This is a genomic window from Geoalkalibacter ferrihydriticus DSM 17813 (genome assembly GCF_000820505.1).
Lineage (GTDB): Bacteria > Desulfobacterota > Desulfuromonadia > Desulfuromonadales > Geoalkalibacteraceae > Geoalkalibacter > Geoalkalibacter ferrihydriticus.
Map to the genome: position 1 here is coordinate 46,743 of NZ_JWJD01000009.1, position 16,459 is coordinate 63,201.

Annotated in this window: 16 protein-coding genes and 3 pseudogenes; 10 read left to right on the plus strand and 9 right to left on the minus strand. The window is 51.9% G+C overall.

Going from position 1 to position 16,459, the window contains the following annotated elements; genetic code table 11:
- Nucleotides 1-40: 40 nt before the first annotated feature.
- The 6 genes from thiH to GFER_RS15740 all read left to right on the plus strand — a co-directional run bounded on the left by thiH (nt 41) and on the right by GFER_RS15740 (nt 6,558).
- Nucleotides 41-1,168: a 2-iminoacetate synthase ThiH gene (gene thiH, locus GFER_RS15715; protein ID WP_040100928.1), complete on the plus strand. Its 1,128-nt coding sequence runs from the start codon at nt 41-43 to the stop codon at nt 1,166-1,168.
- Nucleotides 1,169-1,172: 4 nt separating this feature from the next.
- Nucleotides 1,173-1,799 carry a thiamine phosphate synthase gene (gene thiE / locus GFER_RS15720; protein ID WP_040100930.1) on the plus strand — a complete coding sequence of 209 codons (627 nt, stop codon included), beginning with the start codon at nt 1,173-1,175 and terminating at the stop codon, nt 1,797-1,799.
- A gap of 98 nt (nt 1,800-1,897) precedes the next feature.
- Nucleotides 1,898-2,446, plus strand: coding sequence for a hypothetical protein (locus GFER_RS15725; protein ID WP_052446498.1), 549 nt, complete (start codon nt 1,898-1,900; stop codon nt 2,444-2,446).
- 491 nt (nt 2,447-2,937) lie between these two features.
- Nucleotides 2,938-3,327, plus strand: a complete 390-nt coding sequence (locus GFER_RS15730) for a hypothetical protein (RefSeq protein WP_139171932.1) — start codon at nt 2,938-2,940, stop codon at nt 3,325-3,327.
- A gap of 106 nt (nt 3,328-3,433) precedes the next feature.
- Nucleotides 3,434-5,200, plus strand: coding sequence for an SLC13 family permease (locus GFER_RS15735; RefSeq protein ID WP_040100934.1), 1,767 nt, complete (start codon nt 3,434-3,436; stop codon nt 5,198-5,200).
- 482 nt (nt 5,201-5,682) lie between these two features.
- The gene (locus GFER_RS15740; RefSeq protein WP_040100988.1) at nt 5,683-6,558 is read left to right on the plus strand and encodes a YihY/virulence factor BrkB family protein; all 876 of its coding nucleotides are present in this window, start codon (nt 5,683-5,685) and stop codon (nt 6,556-6,558) included.
- Nucleotides 6,559-6,920: 362 nt separating this feature from the next.
- On the opposite strand, the pseudogene GFER_RS19810 reads toward GFER_RS15740, so the two are convergent.
- Nucleotides 6,921-7,647, minus strand: a pseudogene (locus GFER_RS19810) (transposase).
- A 203-nt stretch (nt 7,648-7,850) separates the two neighbouring features.
- Between GFER_RS19810 and GFER_RS15750 the strand changes: the two are divergent.
- The 4 genes from GFER_RS15750 to GFER_RS15760 all read left to right on the plus strand — a co-directional run bounded on the left by GFER_RS15750 (nt 7,851) and on the right by GFER_RS15760 (nt 9,187).
- On the plus strand, nt 7,851-8,126 hold the full coding sequence (locus GFER_RS15750; protein WP_040100936.1) for a type II toxin-antitoxin system Phd/YefM family antitoxin: 276 nt from the start codon (nt 7,851-7,853) through the stop codon (nt 8,124-8,126).
- Nucleotides 8,126-8,452 carry a type II toxin-antitoxin system RelE/ParE family toxin gene (locus tag GFER_RS15755; RefSeq protein ID WP_040100938.1) on the plus strand — a complete coding sequence of 109 codons (327 nt, stop codon included), beginning with the start codon at nt 8,126-8,128 and terminating at the stop codon, nt 8,450-8,452. Before GFER_RS15750 ends, GFER_RS15755 begins: the two co-directional genes overlap by 1 nt.
- Nucleotides 8,453-8,627: 175 nt before the next feature.
- Nucleotides 8,628-8,912 (plus strand): type II toxin-antitoxin system TacA family antitoxin, encoded by a 285-nt coding sequence (locus GFER_RS18380; protein WP_074669445.1) that lies wholly within the window; start codon nt 8,628-8,630, stop codon nt 8,910-8,912.
- Entirely contained in the window at nt 8,909-9,187 is a 279-nt protein-coding gene (locus GFER_RS15760; RefSeq protein ID WP_040100940.1) for a type II toxin-antitoxin system RelE/ParE family toxin, read from the plus strand. Before GFER_RS18380 ends, GFER_RS15760 begins: the two co-directional genes overlap by 4 nt.
- 166 nt (nt 9,188-9,353) lie before the next feature.
- Here GFER_RS15760 and GFER_RS19815 read toward each other — a convergent pair whose 3' ends face one another.
- The 8 genes and pseudogenes from GFER_RS19815 to GFER_RS15795 form a co-directional block, all read right to left on the minus strand.
- Nucleotides 9,354-10,058 carry a hypothetical protein gene (locus GFER_RS19815; protein ID WP_040100990.1) on the minus strand — a complete coding sequence of 235 codons (705 nt, stop codon included), beginning with the start codon at nt 10,056-10,058 and terminating at the stop codon, nt 9,354-9,356.
- A 408-nt stretch (nt 10,059-10,466) separates the two neighbouring features.
- The gene (locus tag GFER_RS15770; RefSeq protein WP_040100941.1) at nt 10,467-11,078 is read right to left on the minus strand and encodes a hypothetical protein; all 612 of its coding nucleotides are present in this window, start codon (nt 11,076-11,078) and stop codon (nt 10,467-10,469) included.
- A 406-nt stretch (nt 11,079-11,484) separates the two neighbouring features.
- Nucleotides 11,485-12,331: pseudogene (locus GFER_RS19420) on the minus strand (transposase).
- 250 nt (nt 12,332-12,581) lie between these two features.
- Nucleotides 12,582-12,686 (minus strand): annotated as a pseudogene (locus tag GFER_RS19885) (transposase); the annotation flags it as partial.
- 246 nt (nt 12,687-12,932) lie between these two features.
- Nucleotides 12,933-14,816 carry a tetratricopeptide repeat protein gene (locus tag GFER_RS15780; protein WP_040100943.1) on the minus strand — a complete coding sequence of 628 codons (1,884 nt, stop codon included), beginning with the start codon at nt 14,814-14,816 and terminating at the stop codon, nt 12,933-12,935.
- Complete coding sequence (locus tag GFER_RS15785) at nt 14,807-15,625, minus strand: hypothetical protein (RefSeq protein WP_040100944.1); 819 nt, start codon at nt 15,623-15,625, stop codon at nt 14,807-14,809. The genes GFER_RS15780 and GFER_RS15785 overlap by 10 nt, the downstream gene beginning before the upstream one ends.
- Nucleotides 15,625-15,990 carry a MerC domain-containing protein gene (locus tag GFER_RS15790; protein WP_040100945.1) on the minus strand — a complete coding sequence of 122 codons (366 nt, stop codon included), beginning with the start codon at nt 15,988-15,990 and terminating at the stop codon, nt 15,625-15,627. Before GFER_RS15790 ends, GFER_RS15785 begins: the two co-directional genes overlap by 1 nt.
- Before the next feature lie 136 nt (nt 15,991-16,126).
- Nucleotides 16,127-16,456, minus strand: a complete 330-nt coding sequence (locus tag GFER_RS15795) for a hypothetical protein (protein ID WP_040100946.1) — start codon at nt 16,454-16,456, stop codon at nt 16,127-16,129.
- Nucleotides 16,457-16,459: the final 3 nt, after the last annotated feature.

Below are 16,459 nucleotides of genomic sequence, written 5' to 3' on the forward strand. Positions count from 1 at the left end.
TTTCATCTGATCAATCCGGTCATTTTCAAGGCGGATTCCCATGAGTTTTCTCCAGGTTCTCCAACAGTACGATCGGCCGCGGGTTGAAGCCCAAATCGCCGCTCAAACCGCCGCCGATGTCGAGCGCGCCCTGAACAGCGAACGCCTGCATGCCGAAGAGCTGCTGGCGCTGCTTTCACCGGCCGCGGAACCCTTCATCGAAACCATGGCGCAAAAGGCCCATCGCCAGACGGTGCAGCGCTTCGGCCGCAACATTCTGCTCTATGCGCCCCTGTACCTGTCCAACGAATGCGTCAACGGCTGTCTGTACTGCGGCTTCAGCGCCAACAACCAGGTGCCGCGCCGGACCCTGTCCCTCGACGAGATTGCAACCGAAGCGCAGATGTTGCACGACCAGGGATTTCGCCACATTCTGCTGGTTACCGGCGAATCACCCAAGGCGGTGGATAACGCGTTCATCGCCGCGGCGGCGCGTCGTATCCGCCACCTGTTCAGCTCCATCGCCATCGAAGTTTATCCCATGGAGACCGCGGGTTATCAGGAGATGATCGCGGCGGGCGTCGACGGCTTGACGATTTACCAGGAAACCTACGATTCCGATCTCTACCGGCAGATGCACCCCTTCGGTAAAAAGCGCGATTTCGCGTTTCGGCTTGCCACCCCCGAGCGCGGCGGTGCCGCCGGACTGCGTCGCATGGGCATCGGCTCGCTGCTGGGGCTGGGCGACTTTCGCTTCGAGGGGTTCTGCACCGGCCTGCACGCCCTCTACCTGAGCCGCCATTTCTGGCGCACCCAGTTGACGGTGTCCTTTCCGCGCATCCGCCCCGCCGACGGTGGTTTTCAACCCTTGCACCCGGTCTCCGACCGCCACTTCGTGCAGCTGATTTGCGCCCTGCGCCTGCTGCTGCCGGATGTGGGACTGGTCATGTCGACGCGCGAAAGCGCCAAACTGCGGGACAACCTGCTGCCCCTGGGCATCACCCAGATGAGTGCCGGCTCGTGCACCGCCCCCGGCGGCTATACCGACCAGGATCACAGCACCCGCCAGTTCGCCATCGATGACGACCGCAGTCCCGCCGAGGTCTGTCGCCTGATTCGCGCCCGTGGCTACGAAGCGGTGTGGAAGGACTGGGACGCGGCCTTTCTGGAGCGCGCCGCGGGCCAGTGACGCCATGCTCTCCCGCGCCCTGGATTTCTCTCTCTACCTGATCACCGACCGTCGCGCCCTGCCGAGCGGCCGCAGTCTCGACGATGCAGTAGGCGCCGCCTGCGCCGGGGGCGTCGGCGCGGTGCAGTTGCGGGAAAAAGATCTCGACACGCGCGCGCTCTATGCCCTGGCCTGCCGTCTGCGCGAGATCACCGCCGCCCACGGCGTGCGCCTGCTCATCAACGACCGCATCGATCTGGCCCTGGCCGTGGCGGCCGACGGCGTGCATCTCGGCGGCCGCTCCCTGCCCCTGGCCGTCGCGCGCCGCCTGCTCGGCCCGGACGGACTCATCGGCGTCTCGACTCATAATCCCCAAGAAATCCACGCCGCCCACCAAAACGGCGCGGACTTCGTCACCTTCGGCCCGGTCTACGCTACCCCTTCCAAGGCCGCTTTCGGCCCGCCCCAGGGGCTGCAAGCCCTGCACGCGGCCTGCGCCGGCGCCTCACTTCCTGTCTTTGCCCTCGGCGGCATCACCCCCGAACGCGCCGGCGAAGTGCGCGCCGCCGGCGCCCAGGGTCTGGCGGCCATTCGTGCGATTCTGGGCGCCGCCGACCCGACTTGCGCCGCGCGCCGATTTGCGAGAGAATAAGTCAAATTTTGTTTTCCCTTTCCCGGCCAAACCTTGCGGTCTCTTGTGGCGAGCGCAAAATAAGGCGGGAACAAGACTAGACGCGCGGAGGTCGTTGCATGCGATTTAAACGTCTCATCCTTTTGGTTGGCTTCTTGCTCTTGGTGTCCCCGGCTCAGGGCGCACAACTGTGCGAAGAACCCATGGAAGCGGTATTCGATCTGACGCCTGCCGCCACCGCAGCTCCCGATGACCGCGAGGCGCTACGCGGCGTGGATGTCGGGCGCATTTTCTGGGACGTGACCCTGTCCGATCCGACAGCTCTGGCGGGTCGCCTTGGCGTCATCCGGCAAACCTATGAGGATATGCTGCACCAGAACGTGCAGCCGAAAATGGTCCTGGCTTTCCGCGGCGGCGCGGTACGCCTGCTCGCCGAGGATCTCAACGCCGCCGGGGTGGAACAATACGCTGAGGCTCGGGTGCTGCAGGAACGTCTGACGGAATTTCTGGAACTGCCCGGCGTGCGCATGGAATCCTGCTACATCGCCATGCGCCGCGTACCCCTGGAGCCCGATCAGTTGCTGAGCGGCATTCACAGCGTCGGCAATACCTTCTTGTCGGCCATGGGCTATGGGCAAAAGGGTTTTGTTTCCATCGCCATCAATTAGTGCCCTGTGCGGTTAGTCCTGCCTTCTAATTCTGGCTCTTTTCGGCGCTGCCTGCGTTGCGCCAACTTGACTTAGCATACGGCTAGGCCTGCGTTGGCGACGCCTTGACAGCACCAAAAATANTCTAATTCTGGCTCTTTTCGGCGCTGCCTGCGTTGCGCCAACTTGACTTAGCATACGGCTAGGCCTGCGTTGGCGACGCCTTGACAGCACCAAAAATATCTCAGAATTCTTTGACACGACTAACCGCACGGGGCACGAGGCCATCAATTGGGACGCTCTCTTTTTTTGTTTTTCTTTGAGGTGTCATGACCAGGGACAAGAAATTTGTCTGGTGCCCTCTCCACCAGCAAAAAAAGCCCCTGGGAGGCTGCCCGCGCTGCGATCAATTCCCCTGCGCGATCATCTCGCCGCAGCATTTGCAGACGCTGGCGCAATTCGTGACCTTGCACCGGGCAGTGCGGGCGCTGTCCAAAAGGAGGATCAAAACCATGTACTTTCTCAAGGACAGGCAGGGGGTGCTCAGCCCCTACGAGGGCAAACTCGAGGATCTGGCGCCGGCGCACGCGGCCGAGATCGAGGAAGCCTTCGAGGTTTCCGCCTATTTCGTTCAGGAACTGACCTGGGTGCCTGCCGGAAAGAAATCCAAGCCCCCCTCCAAAGCCGCCGCCAGGGTACAGCCCTGCATCGTCGAACTGACCTCGGGCACCTTGAGCCTCGAGGAGATCAACCCCGGCGAACTGCGCGAGGATGCCGCCAAGATCTATCCCATCGACAAGCACCTGCTGCGCAAATTCGTCCCCATCAAGGTATCTCTGGGCAAGAGCGTGCCGGAGAAAAAATCCGGCGCGGCGCGCAAAGCAGCCACGGGGGCGTCCTGATCGTCATGAAAAAAAAGGATGCGGGCCTTGTGGCCGCATCCTTTTTTTTCGCCGTAAATCCGCTAAACTCATTATCCGACACCCATCTTTTTCAAGGGCGGCCTTCATGCTCGACATTCTCCTCGTGTTGGTGGTGCTGTTCGGCGCCGTCGCACTTTTTGTCAGCGAAAAATATCCCGTTGATCTAGTCGCCTTCATGGTTTTGGGCAGCCTGCTGCTGCTGGGCCTGATCACCCCCGAAGAGGGCATTTCCGGTTTCAGCAACCCGGCCACGGTCACCGTCGCCGCCATGTTCATCCTGAGCGCCGGCCTGCAAAAAACCGGCGCAGTGGCCACCATCGGCCATCTGCTCGTTCGCTTCGGGAAAAATCATTTCAGCGCTTTGATGGTCATCATGACGGCGGTGGGCATCATGTCGGCGTTCATCAACAACACCGCGGCCGTCGCGGTGTTTCTGCCCATCGTCATGGCCTTGGCGGCCAAACGCAAAATCGCCGCGTCCAAATTTCTCATCCCCCTCTCCTACGCTTCGCAGTTCGGCGGGGTGTGCACCCTCATCGGCACCTCGACCAACCTGCTGGTGTCGGCCATTTCCGAACAGGCCGGGTTCGGCGGCTTTTCCATGTTCGAATTCAGCCGCCTGGGCCTGATCATGTTCGGCGCCGGCTTCCTCTATTTTCTGCTGGTGGGGCGCTGGTTGCTGCCCGAACGCAAAGCGCAGGAGCTGACTGCGGCCTATGAGTTGGGCGAATACATCGCCGAAATGCGCGTCATGGAAAACTCCCATCTGATCGGCAAAACGGTCATGGAAAGCAACCTGGGCACCGAGCATGACGTTACCATTTTGCGCCTGCTCGACGATGACCGCCGGGTCTGGGCGCCCTACCGGCAGCGCATGCGCGAAGGCAGCGTGCTGCTGGTGCGCGGCAAATTGCAGGATCTAATGGAGGTGAAGAAAATCGAGCACCTGGAGCTTAACGCCGAATTCGAATTGGGCGACAAAGCGCTGCAGGACGAAGAGATGAAACTGGTCCAGGTGCTTGTGCCCCCCCACTCGGGCCTCATTGCGCGCACCCTCAAGGACACCTATTTTCGCCATCGCTACAACGCCCTGGTACTGGCCATCCAGCGGCGCGGTGCGCCCCTGCGTGAAAAACTCAACACCGTGCGCCTGCAGGTCGGCGATGCACTTTTGATCATGGCGGCGCAAAAAGATATCGACCAGTTGCGCGCTGATGACGATTTCATCGTCCTGGAAGAAGTCCCGGAACCCTCCTTGCGCAGCCACAGGGTGCCCTTTGCCCTGGGCATCGTGGCCTCGGTGGTGGCCCTGGCGGCCTTCAACATCATGCCGATCCTGGTCAGCGCTATTCTTGGCTGCATCGCCATGGTTCTCACGCGCTGCCTGAGCCTCGAAGAAGCGCAAAAATCCGTCGATTGGACGGTGATTTTTCTCCTCGGCGGAATTCTGCCCCTAGGCATCGCTATGGAAAAAACCGGCACCGCCCAATGGCTGGCGGACAGCGCCCTGGGCTTGGTGGGCGGATTCGGCCCCATCGCCGCCCTGGCAACCTTTTACCTGCTCACCGCCGTGTTGACCGAATCCATGAGCAACAACGCCTCGGCGGTCTTGATGGCACCCATCGCCATCGCCACCGCGCTCAGCCTGGGCATTGATCCCAAACCCCTGCTCATGGCCGTGACCTTCGCCGCCTCGACCAGCTTCGCAACGCCCGTCGGCTATCAGACCAACGCCATGGTCTATGGCCTGGGCGGTTACAAATACACCGACTACATCAAGGTCGGCGTTCCCCTCAACCTGATCTTCTGGCTTCTGGCGGTCATTTTCATTCCCATCTTCTGGCCCTTTTAATCCCGCGCGGAGGAAAATTTCATGACAGACCTGGAAGGAACACCCGCACCGGCCTCACATCTGTTGTGTTTTTCTGACCAAATCCGCACTCCCAACGGCGTTTTTGCCTAGTGCGCTGATTTCCCTCTCAAAAATCGCCCCATAGCCTGTTTTCAGGGGGTAATTTCAGGCGATTATCTTTAAGTTTTAGGCACTTGTCCTGGTCCGACCCCAAGGAGTACAGTAGGGTCTGTTCACCGTTACTCTTCAAGGCTCATATTATTTTTATTCTCCCAATTTCTTCATCTCCTTTTGGAATACCAAAGACTTACCACACCGAGACAGCTAATTAGGATTTTTTATTTTTGACAGAGAAAATGCGAATGATATCTATAATGAAAATAATTAAAAAGAATATGAAAAAAACGGTAGCAAAGAACAAAACATCAGCCGAGGCGCAAACTTAGGTTTCCCCAAATAATGTAAAAAAAAGAAGATCGACTATGAACCGAGAAGCGCAGAAATTGAGGCAGATTTCCAAATCCGGTTGGCGAGATATTCTGCTGGGCGTGAAGGCGGCTCATAAGAGGGACAATTTGTCGGTTATTTCCGCCGGAGTGGCTTTTTATGCCTTGCTCGCTATCTTTCCCGCAATCGCGTCGGCTGTCTCAATCTTTGGGCTGGTGGCCGATCCGACGCAACTGCCGCAGCAGCTATCCAACCTCAGCGGATTCCTTCCTCAGGAGGCGCACCAGCTTCTCGAACAGCAACTCAGCCGTATCGTGGAATCCTCAGCAGGCGCATTGAGCTTCGGGGTCTTCGGCGGTCTTATCTTCGCCTTGGGGAGTTCTGCCAAAGGAATGAAAGCGATGATCACCGCGCTCGACGTGACTTATGAAACAGAGGAAAAGCGCGGATTTTTCAAGCTCAACGCGCTGGCGATCCTGCTGACCCTCGGTAGCATTGGCTTCACTCTCGTAGCGCTTGGACTCATCCTGGCCCTGCCGGCAATGCTCGTGAACTTAGGGCTACCGGAATTGGTGCAGACGATTCTCAATATCGGCCGCTGGTTTTTGCTCGCTCTCATGATCATCTTCGCACTGGGTATTCTCTATTGCTATGGCCCGAACCGTGACAGTCCTCGCTGGCGATGGGTCAATACCGGGGCTGTCGTCGCGACGGTTTTGTGGATAGGCGCTTCCTTTCTGTTCTCCTACTTCGCATCGAACTTTGCCAATTACAACAAAATCTATGGTTCGGTGGGGGCCCTGATCATTCTGCTGATGTGGTTTTTTCTTACCGCCTATGCAGTCCTCATCGGTGCTGAATTAAATGCAGAGATAGAGCGCCAGACACGGCACGACACCACCTCGAAATGACAACCGAAAATTGACCACCTGTGATCACCGAGTCACGCTCGTGGCGTTTGGCCAGGATCTGGAAAGAGGGAGATGTGATGAGCAACTTTGAGAGAGTTTGATCAGGATAGGATCAGGCGGGGGCCCTGGTCGGCAGTAAATAATTTGACGTGTTCAGATGCAATTTTTCGAAATTGCGTGGATATCCGCACGTCCCGGGAAACCCTTTCCCAGAAAACCTTCGCCCATTGCTGCGCATCTTCCCACTCCTGCGCCAATGCCGAAGTCGGTGTCGGCATTTCGTCTGCATCTACGCTGGGTCGGACCTGCACAACCTACCGTGAATGCGGCAGTTTCACGCAGGAAAAGACGCCCAAGAAGCCTTAGAGGGCGCTTTTTGACGGTAAAATGCCCCATCTAAGCTCGTTTTCCCGCAAAATACACTCCCGCCCGGTATTTCGCACGTCCCGGTATCGGCCCCCGATCCCCAGACCGTCTTTTATCTCCTCAACAAACTCCGCACTGCCCACCGCCAGCCCTTCGGTCCAGCAAGTGTCACGGGTTAGCATCTTCTGCTCGAGAGATTTCTTGATCCAGCTCTGCCGCGCCAGCCGGACATCTCCCAGCGTTGACAGATCAAGCAGCGCAGCCAAGGTGCGATGGTCCACGAGCTGGTACCGCTGCCGGCCGTTCATTATTTCAGCATAGCCACTCTCGGACCAGAGGACTGGATCTTTTACGACGCCTGCGCGGACCATGTTCAGATCGATGTAAGTCAGGCAGCGGGCAAGGTGATGATCGGTGGAAACCGCTGTGGCATGATAGCGGTCCTCCCAANCTCTGATTGAATTCCTGAGCGACCCGTCCGGCAACCAGCTGCATGCTTTGGGCAATCTCGCCTCGTCCGCCATCCTGAACCAGTAAATGGACATGATTGGACGTGGCCACATAGTTGAGAATACAGAGGCCGTAGCGCTTTTTCGCCTCAAAAAGCCACCTGACCCACGCTCGACGATCACGCGCGAATTTGAGCAGAAATTCTTTTTTATGGCAGCGGTGTGTGATGTGCCAGACGTGTCCTGGCAAAAAGTAGCGACATGCGCGCGGCATTTTCCCCCTCCCCTTAGACACTTAATTTTATTGCCGAAATGAGCCGTTTAAGGGTTGAAACAACCCACAAAATCGATGCTTTTCACCCCATATTCAAGCACTTGAGAAGGTCCGACCCCGCACCAAGTAATTTAGTCTTCAATGTTGACAGTTGACCTGTTTAAGGACTATATTCAGTCATGCCTGAGAAAGGGGGGCACACCATGAAACTTTCCAGTCAGATCAAGCCAATCAGCTATCTGAAGGCTCATGCTGCCGAAATCGTGCGGAATTTGGGCGAGCAACGAGAACCGCTCATCATCACCCAGAACGGCGAAGCCAAGGTTGTCATGCAGGACATTGAAAGCTATGAACAGACCCAGGAGACTATGGCGCTTTTGAAAACCTTGGCGCTTGGTAACCGACAAATCGAGGAAGGCAAGGTTCAGCCTGCGACCGACGTGATCAAGCGTCTCCGCGAAGGACGGCAGGCCCGCTGATGCCGTTCAAAGTTCTTTTGACCAATGACGCAACACGTGACCTTGAGGAGCTTTACGAATATATCTCCCTGCACGACGCGCCAGAGAAAGCGAACGATGTCCTAGACAAGATAGAATCAATCTTCACCGGGCTTTCTGAATTTCCAGAGAGAGGTACCTTTCCTAAGGAGTTGTTGGCACTTGGGATCCGCGATTACCGTGAGATTTTCTTCAAACCCTACCGCATCATCTACAGAGTTTTGAGCAAGAACGTCTATGTTTTTTTGATTGTCGATGGCCGCCCCGACATGCAATCCATTTTGCAACGGCGGTTGTTGGAAGCGTAAATTCTTCCTCTATGCCGCTGGCCCGACTCAAATTTAAACAATGAATTTAGGTTCGGATTAATTTCAGCTAATGCAAAGTTAACGGGCCGAGCGTAGCTCTGTCCCGTTTTACGACTTGTTAGTTGCTTTGTATTGTGCTAACGTTTGTGAACACATTAATTTAAGGAGTGCGCTTATGGACACCAGAATACAATTTCGCGTTGATGAAGAGACAAAACGTTTAGCTCAAAAAATGGCTGAAAGCCAAGGTCGTACCCTAAGTGATGCCTGCCGTGAACTTACCGAACAATTAGCCGATCAACAACGAAAGCTATCATGTCACGATGTATGGTTAACTGAGCAAATAAACCTCGCATTTGGGAATCTTGACTCGGGAAAAACCTCTTTTGTTGATCACAATAGTGCTAAAAATCGAATGGTTGAGCACAAAACAAAAATCCGAAATCGGCACCATCAATGATTTTTTGGGAAGAAAAATCTCTAAATGACCGAGAAAAGATCTTTGAGTTTCTTTATGACTTCAATCCTGCCGTAGCAGAAAAAACTGATGCAATCATTGAAGCTAAGGTCGAAAACTTACTCGAACGACCATTGATGGGCGTCCAGCGAGATGGTATCCGGGGCAGGATGCTTATTATTCCTGAGATCTCTATGATCATATCCTATTTTGTTGATAGCTCGACAATTCGTATCATGCGGGTACTTCATCAAAAGCAAAGATTTCCAATTGACTAACAGTGAACCACTTCGCAACTAACGATTTAAAATAAGCGGCGACTTCGTGCAGGCACGATTTTATAGAGGCCTATTCGGGAAACACTGCTGTATTAATAAAAAGCTATGCGGGGTCGGACCTGCACAACCTAGGCAGTTTCACGCAGAAAAAGCCGCCCAAGAAGCCTTAGAGAGCGCTTTTCGACGGTAAAATGCCCCATCTAAGCTCGTTTTCCCGCAAAATACACTCCCGCCCGGTATTTCGCACGTCACGGTAACGGCCCCTGTTCCCTAGACCGTCTTTTATCTCCTCAACAAACTCAGCACTGCCCACCGCCAGCCCTTCGGTCCAGCAAGTGTCACGGGTCAGCATCTTCTGCTCGAGAGATGCCTTGATCCAGTTCTGCCGCGCCAGCCGGACATCTCCCAGCGTTGACAGATCAAGCAGCGTAACCAAGGTGCGATGGTCCACGAGCTGGTATCGCTGCCGGCCGCTCATTATTTCAGCATAACCACTCTCAGACCAGAGAGCAGGATCTTTTACGACGCCTGCGCGGACCATGTTCAGATCGATGTAAGTCAGGCAGCGGGCAAGGTGATGATCGGTGGAAACCGCTGTGGCATGATAGCGGTCCTCCCAANCGACCCGTCCGGCAACCAGCTGCATGCTTTGGGCAATCTCGCCTCGTCCGCCATCCTGAACCAGTAAATGGACATGATTGGACGTGGCAACATCGTTGAGGATACAGAGTCCATAGCGTTTTTTCGCCTCAAACAGCCACCTGACCCACGCCCGACGATCACGAGCGAATTTGAGCAGAAATTCTTTTTTATGGCAGCGGTGTGTGATGTGCCAGACGTGTCCCGGCAAAAAGTAGCGNGCCTCAAACAGCCACCTGACCCACGCCCGACGATCACGAGCGAATTTGAGCAGAAATTCTTTTTTATGGCAGCGGTGTGTGATGTGCCAGACGTGTCCTGGCAAAAAGTAGCGACATGCGCGCGGCATCCTACCCTCCCCCTCCTCTTAAACACTTCATTTGATAGCAAAAATGGGCCGTTTAAGGGCCAAAACAGCCCATCAGATCGATGTTTTTCGACCTATAGTCAAATGCTTGGGCAGGTCCGACCCCGCAAGAGCTGTTCATTTTATAGCAAAAATGGGCCGTTTAAGGGCCAAAACAGCCTATTAAATCGATGCTTTTCGACTGATATTCAAACACTTGGGAAGGTCCGACCCCGCAAGAGAAATGGTTCAACATCTCATCACTTGAAAACTTAAATGTGCCAGACACACTTCCTATTTTGCACAAGAGAGTGCGATTCCTGCGAGTTGATTTTTAGTTCCAAAGTAGCTAACAAAGCATTCCTTATTTTGATCGCCAATATTTACCTTTTCTCCAATATTAATCATTCTTCTTTTATCGTTTATATAGGCCCAAATGTAATTGGTGTATATATGCTGGACACCAAATGTATTATTTCTGTCAAAAATATAAGTACCCTCCCCTTCGGAAAGCCAAATATCAGATCCAGACTTTGGGCTGCCAGAGCTTTCCATTACTGCAATTGAGAATCTGGTAAGTTTATTTGTTTTATTATTAAGTTCTATTACAAGCTCCTCAACGATCTTAGCTCTTTCATTAATTTCCTTCAGATTATCTATGGAGATTGACGAAGACATTCCACCCCCTTGAACTGCAGAATACCCAACAAGCTTGTTGCTATTTTCCACTATTTCTCTAGAGAGGTTGTCAATACTCTCACTAAGAGTAAATATATGCTTATTTTTTGGAAAAAACCTTTCCCTTATTTCCTCAAAAACCACTGTAGATAAAGAACCCAAAATCGCACCCAACATAACAAGAAAAATAGGTACCCATAACTTTCTCTCACCACCTAGCGTTTGCATTTTCCCACCCCTTTTTTTGGAATTTGCTTATAGTAAACAGGAAACCGCAAAGCACAACCAGTGAATCATATCAAAATTCTGCGTGTGAATCCGTTCAACAAAATGTCATCGATTCATTTTTGGCATCAAAGTAAATGGCAGGAAAGGGGCAGGAGAGGTGACGCTCATAAGTTTATAAGATTTTTCAGCATCAATTGCCACGACGCTGAAAACCTCCCCCCACTATATAGCCTTACTTACCACCTCAATCACACTATGCAGGCGTTGCGGGGAGCAGGTGGTGTGCAGCCCACTCGATCGGGCCTGATGCCGAGATTTTCTGTCAAAGAACAGGCGAAACAACAAATAGGGCGGCAAGCCGGCAAGCCGGGTCGGACCTGCGCAACATAGCGTTAATGCGGCAGTTTCACGCAGAAAATGCAGCCCAAGAAGCCTTAGAGAGCGTTTTTGACGGTAAAATGCCCCATCTAAGCTCGTTTTCCCGCAAAATACACTCCCGCCCGGTATTTCGCACGTCACGGTAACGGGCCCTGATCCCCAGACCATCTTTTATCTCCTCAACAAACTCAGCACTGCCCACCGCCAGCCCTTCGGTCCAGCAAGTGTCACGGGTCAGCATCTTTTGCTCGATAGATGCCTTGATCCAGTTCTGCCGCGCCAGCCGAAGATCTTCCAGCGTTGACAGATCAAGCAGCGCAGCCAAGGTGCGATGGTCCGCGAGCTGGTACCGCTGCCGGCCGTTCATTATTTCAGCATAACCACTCTCGGACCAGAGGGCTGGATCTTTTACGATGCCTGCGCGGACCATGTTCAGATCGATGTAAGTCAGGCACCGAGCAAGGTGATGATCGGTGGAAACCGCTGTGGCATGATAGCGGTCCTCCCAAAAGGCCCCCTTGCGCGATTTTCTCTGATTGAATTCCTGAGCGACCCGTCCGGCAACCAGCTGCATGCTTTGGGCAATCTCGCCTCGTCCGCCATCCTGAACCAGTAAATGGACATGATTGGACGTGGCAACATNCGACCCGTCCGGCAACCAGCTGCATGCTTTGGGCAATCTCGCCTCGTCCGCCATCCTGAACCAGTAAATGGACATGATTGGACGTGGCAACATAGTTGAGGACACAGAGTCCATAGCGTTTTTTTGCCTCAAACAGCCACCTGACCCACGCCCGACGATCACGAGCGAATTTGAGCAGAAATTCTTTTTTATGGCAGCGGTGTGTGATGTGCCAGACGTGTCCTNGCCTCAAACAGCCACCTGACCCACGCCCGACGATCACGAGCGAATTTGAGCAGAAATTCTTTTTTATGGCAGCGGTGTGTGATGTGCCAGACGTGTCCTGGCAAAAAGTAGCGACATGCGCGCGGCATCCTACCCCCCTCCTCTTAAACACTTCATTTTATAGCAAAAATGGGCCGTTTAAAGCCGAGAACAGCCATCAAATCGATGTTTTTCGACCTATATTCAAATATTTAAGCAGGTCCGACCCCGCAAAAGGCAACCCGACGATCACGAGCGAATTTGAGCAGAAATTCTTTTTTATGGCAGCGGTGTGTGATGTGCCAGACGTGTCCCGGCAAAAAGTAGCGACATGCGCGTGGCATCCTCCCCCCCCTCCTCTTAAACACTTCATTTTATAGCAAAAATGGGCCGTTTAAGGGCCAAAACAGCCTAGAAGATCGATGTTTTCCGACTGATATTCAAACACTTGGGAAGGTCCGACCCCGCAAGAGACACTCATAACGGTTCATGATAACCGGCGGCGACGCGAAGTTGCGTGACCCACCGCAATTTTGGTTTTGCTTTTATAATTAAGCACAGACGTATTTTCCGTCCGGTTGATTAAATGGTTAGCCTTTTTTGCTTTTTAGTCTTTTATTTAGTTCACGTTGAACCATATCGCGAGCCCAGGGTACATTACGATTAAGCTCAATGCTTCGCTCTAGCATCTTGCGAGCGTCGGGTTGATTCTTTTCCCAAATTAGCTTCCCTAACGAAAACAGCACCTGTGCTTGATGGTTTTTATTTCTTAAGTCTTCCCCGATTTTCAGGCTCTTCCTGAGTAGTCCCTCTGCTTCAGACGCCCGATTGCGGTCTTTGCCGATAAGTTGACCAAGGGTGTGGAGACGTTGGGCTATATCATGTTTATTGCCAAGATCTTCCCCGATTTTCAGGCTCTTTCTGAGTAGTTCCTCTGCTTCAGACGCCCGATTGGGGTTTTTCCCGATGAGTTGGCCTAGCGTGTGGAGGGCTTGGGCCTGATGGTGCTTANTATTGCCGAGATCTTCCCCGATTTTCAGGCTCTTTCTGAGTAGTTCCTCTGCTTCAGACGCCCGATTGGGGTTTTTCCCGATGAGTTGGCCTAGCGTGTGGAGGGCTTGGGCCTGATGGTGCTTATGGTTAATGTCTTCACCTATTAACAAACTCCGGCGAAGCAGTTTCTCGGCTTCATCGGACCTGTTTCGGTTTTTTCCGATGAGTTGGCCAAGGGTGTGGAGACGTTGGGCTATACTATGTTTATTGCCGAGATCTTCCCCGATTTTCAGGCTCTTTCTGAGTAGTTCCTCTGCTTCAGACGCCCGATTGGGGTTTTTCCCGATGAGTTGGCCTAGCGTNAGATCTTCCCCGATTTTCAGGCTCTTTCTGAGTAGTTCCTCTGCTTCAGACGCCCGATTGGGGTTTTTCCCGATGAGTTGGCCTAGCGTGTGGAGGGCTTGGGCCTGTCCATGTTTATCTTTAAGTTTTTCCAGTAAATCTAAACTCCGGCGAAGCAGTTTCTCGGCTTCATCGGACCTGTTTCGGTTTTTCCCGATGAGTTGGCCTAGCGTGTGGAGGGCTTGGGCCTGGCCATGTTTATCTTTAAGTTTTTTCAGTAAATCTAAACTCCGGCGAAGTAGCTTCTCGGCTTCATCGGACCTGTTTCGGTTTTCCCCAATGAGTTGGCCTAGCGTGTGGAGAACTTGGGCCTGATGGTGCTTATGGTTAATGTCTTCACCTATTAACAAACTCCGGCGAAGCAGTTTCTCGGCTTCATCTCGCTTCCCCCTTTTCCTGGCTAATAGTCGGCCAACGATATGACATGCGATTGCCACCTCCACTCGTATTTCAGTGCTTTCTACGACTCTCCCCAAGAAATATTCTGCTTCTTTTTGTTGCCCTTCACGATAATAGGTCATGCCGCGAATGTAAGATGGTTCAATAGCTTCTGGCGGGAGGATCCCTTTGTTTTGCTGGGCTATTGCCAGCTTCCCGAGAAGCCACTGTGAACCTGAAATTTTTTTGTCAGCAGCACTGGCGTATATCTTGAGCCCTTCTTCTGGTGAAAGTGGTGATTTGTGATATGCGCGGCCAATGTCAGAGAGCAAATATCGAGGAATAGTATTCCCAGCACATTTAATGTCTCCTGTCATGGCGATTTCAAGCAGAAGTGAATGAGCTTTATGGACTAGTTCATCTTGACAAGCCATTTCGGCGTTGAGGCATTCAATAACTTGAGATGAAAAATGCCATTCACTATTTCTTTCAACCACGAAGTCACAAAAGTGAAGTGATTTTACAAGGCCATTCGCTTCGCGCTTAGATAGGCCTGAGAGTACTGCTAGCTGAGTCGCAACTTCATCGGTTAGCGATTCTGCAACGCCTAGCGCTATAAGAGGCCGCATAAAGGCTTCACCTGCACCCGAAAGGAAGCTTTTCAGTTCACTGGGGCAGGTATTGGAGTTATCTACTGCCATGCTGAAAACCTTGCTAGTATGCCTGCGAAATTTGCATGTAAATCTTTGGGGTATGGGTGGCTTGCGACTATACCCATCGCTTTTCCTGCGGCCTCTTCTTTTGTTTTTGCCCAGCCGTGTGATAGCAAGAAGTTGGCAATATCCTCCTTCGCATTAATTTCCGATTCGTGGTCATAGCTGGAGGGCAGATCAATTACAATATCTGGGTCAGGTAGCCATCTAGAGGTGTCGCTGCATCGATGTGAAAACCCGATCAATAAGACCCCCTCATGAGTTAAATTCGACAAGCCATTGTCCCATAAAAAGTTTTTAAATTTATTTAGTTCGTTTTTGTTTGTATCTTCTGAGTCTGTATTAAAAAGAATAACTGCCAATCTTTTTTTGCCAGCGTCATGCTTTACATAATTAACAATTCTTTCAATTCTTCCCCTGTAATTATTATTACGAGCATCAATATTGATGCTAATGTCATTGATCTCAACATTTCCGTCAGCTGATATGTCGTTACCAACGCTAACGTTTACACTGGTATCGTCAGTTTTTGACTCTAAGTTGAGTGTAATCTCTAGCTGATCGAGCATATCACTGAAATAATGGGTGGAAGAATTGTCACCATCAATTTGTACTGTTACCCACTGCTTATCCCAGAGTTCATTTTCCATTATGCTGCGAATTGCTTTACAAAAAGCAGATGAAGGGGAGTCTTTTGTCGTTCTGACAAGGACTACGCCACCAGAGCAGTTAATGTAGCTGTCAAGAACTCTTAGTTCTTTTTTCCAGTTAATAGTAGGAACTTTTGGTCTGGCCATCACTCTTCCTTATCCGTGTCAATTTCGATACCCTTTATTTTTACGTCTTTTTTTGCGGATATATCCGTTCCTACTTTAATATTATTGGCTGTACTCTTTTTTACACTCACATCCTCTATTTCAACACTACTTCCAGAATCAATATATCTCCCAACCTCTGTTGTGTCGGGACTGTTCAAGTCCTTTTCTTGGTTATTTCTCCCGGTTAAAAAAGCCACGAAAAAAGCAAGAATTGCAACAACAATAATTATCGCTACCCTCCAAGGCTGGCTCCAATCATTTTCTGCAAAATCCAGTAAAAAGTATGTGCTGACTCCAGCTGCAATGGAGCTAGCAATACTATGCCAAGCCTGATTCTTATTCATGGTCTTCCTATCTTTTTAAGGCTAACGGTTCATGATAACCGGCGGCGACGCGAGCTTGCGTGACCCACCGCAATTTGGTTTTGTTTTTCAATTTAGCACAGACATATTTTCCGTCCGGTTGATTAAGTTGTTAGGTTCATTTCTTTTTTGATTCTATTGCAGTAATGCTTTTTGTTTTTTTAAGAATTTCTTCAAGCTCTTCTTTGGAGATATTTTCCGCATGAATTATTTGATTGTCTTTTGTTGTGATAATAACTTTTCTAGTATTTCTGCCGAGAAATGCCACAATCACTGCGGCCAAACCTTGCCAAAAACCGTCTGTTGTTAATATTTCAAGTAATTCTGAGCAGGCCATTGGTTCGGCTGAACGAGCTGACCGCATTTTGTATTGAACTTTTTCTTCGTTCAGGAGGGTGAGAAACGGACCAAAGCTGTCTTTGAATAAATGGACTTGGATCGATTCCATTTT

Bases quoted from the DNA above. Each gene is read 5' to 3' on its own strand.
- GFER_RS15735 (WP_040100934.1), top strand. From the start codon at position 3,434: ATGCTCGACATTCTCCTCGTGTTGGTGGTGCTGTTCGGCGCCGTCGCA.
- GFER_RS15760 (WP_040100940.1), top strand. From the start codon at position 8,909: ATGATTTTTTGGGAAGAAAAATCTCTAAATGACCGAGAAAAGATCTTT.
- GFER_RS15770 (WP_040100941.1), bottom strand. From the start codon at position 11,078: ATGCAAACGCTAGGTGGTGAGAGAAAGTTATGGGTACCTATTTTTCTT.
- GFER_RS15750 (WP_040100936.1), top strand. From the start codon at position 7,851: ATGAAACTTTCCAGTCAGATCAAGCCAATCAGCTATCTGAAGGCTCAT.
- GFER_RS15790 (WP_040100945.1), bottom strand. From the start codon at position 15,990: ATGAATAAGAATCAGGCTTGGCATAGTATTGCTAGCTCCATTGCAGCT.
- GFER_RS18380 (WP_074669445.1), top strand. From the start codon at position 8,628: ATGGACACCAGAATACAATTTCGCGTTGATGAAGAGACAAAACGTTTA.
- thiH (WP_040100928.1), top strand. From the start codon at position 41: ATGAGTTTTCTCCAGGTTCTCCAACAGTACGATCGGCCGCGGGTTGAA.
- GFER_RS15740 (WP_040100988.1), top strand. From the start codon at position 5,683: ATGAACCGAGAAGCGCAGAAATTGAGGCAGATTTCCAAATCCGGTTGG.
- GFER_RS15725 (WP_052446498.1), top strand. From the start codon at position 1,898: ATGCGATTTAAACGTCTCATCCTTTTGGTTGGCTTCTTGCTCTTGGTG.
- GFER_RS15730 (WP_139171932.1), top strand. From the start codon at position 2,938: ATGTACTTTCTCAAGGACAGGCAGGGGGTGCTCAGCCCCTACGAGGGC.
- GFER_RS15795 (WP_040100946.1), bottom strand. From the start codon at position 16,456: ATGGAATCGATCCAAGTCCATTTATTCAAAGACAGCTTTGGTCCGTTT.
- GFER_RS15785 (WP_040100944.1), bottom strand. From the start codon at position 15,625: ATGGCCAGACCAAAAGTTCCTACTATTAACTGGAAAAAAGAACTAAGA.
- GFER_RS15755 (WP_040100938.1), top strand. From the start codon at position 8,126: ATGCCGTTCAAAGTTCTTTTGACCAATGACGCAACACGTGACCTTGAG.
- thiE (WP_040100930.1), top strand. From the start codon at position 1,173: ATGCTCTCCCGCGCCCTGGATTTCTCTCTCTACCTGATCACCGACCGT.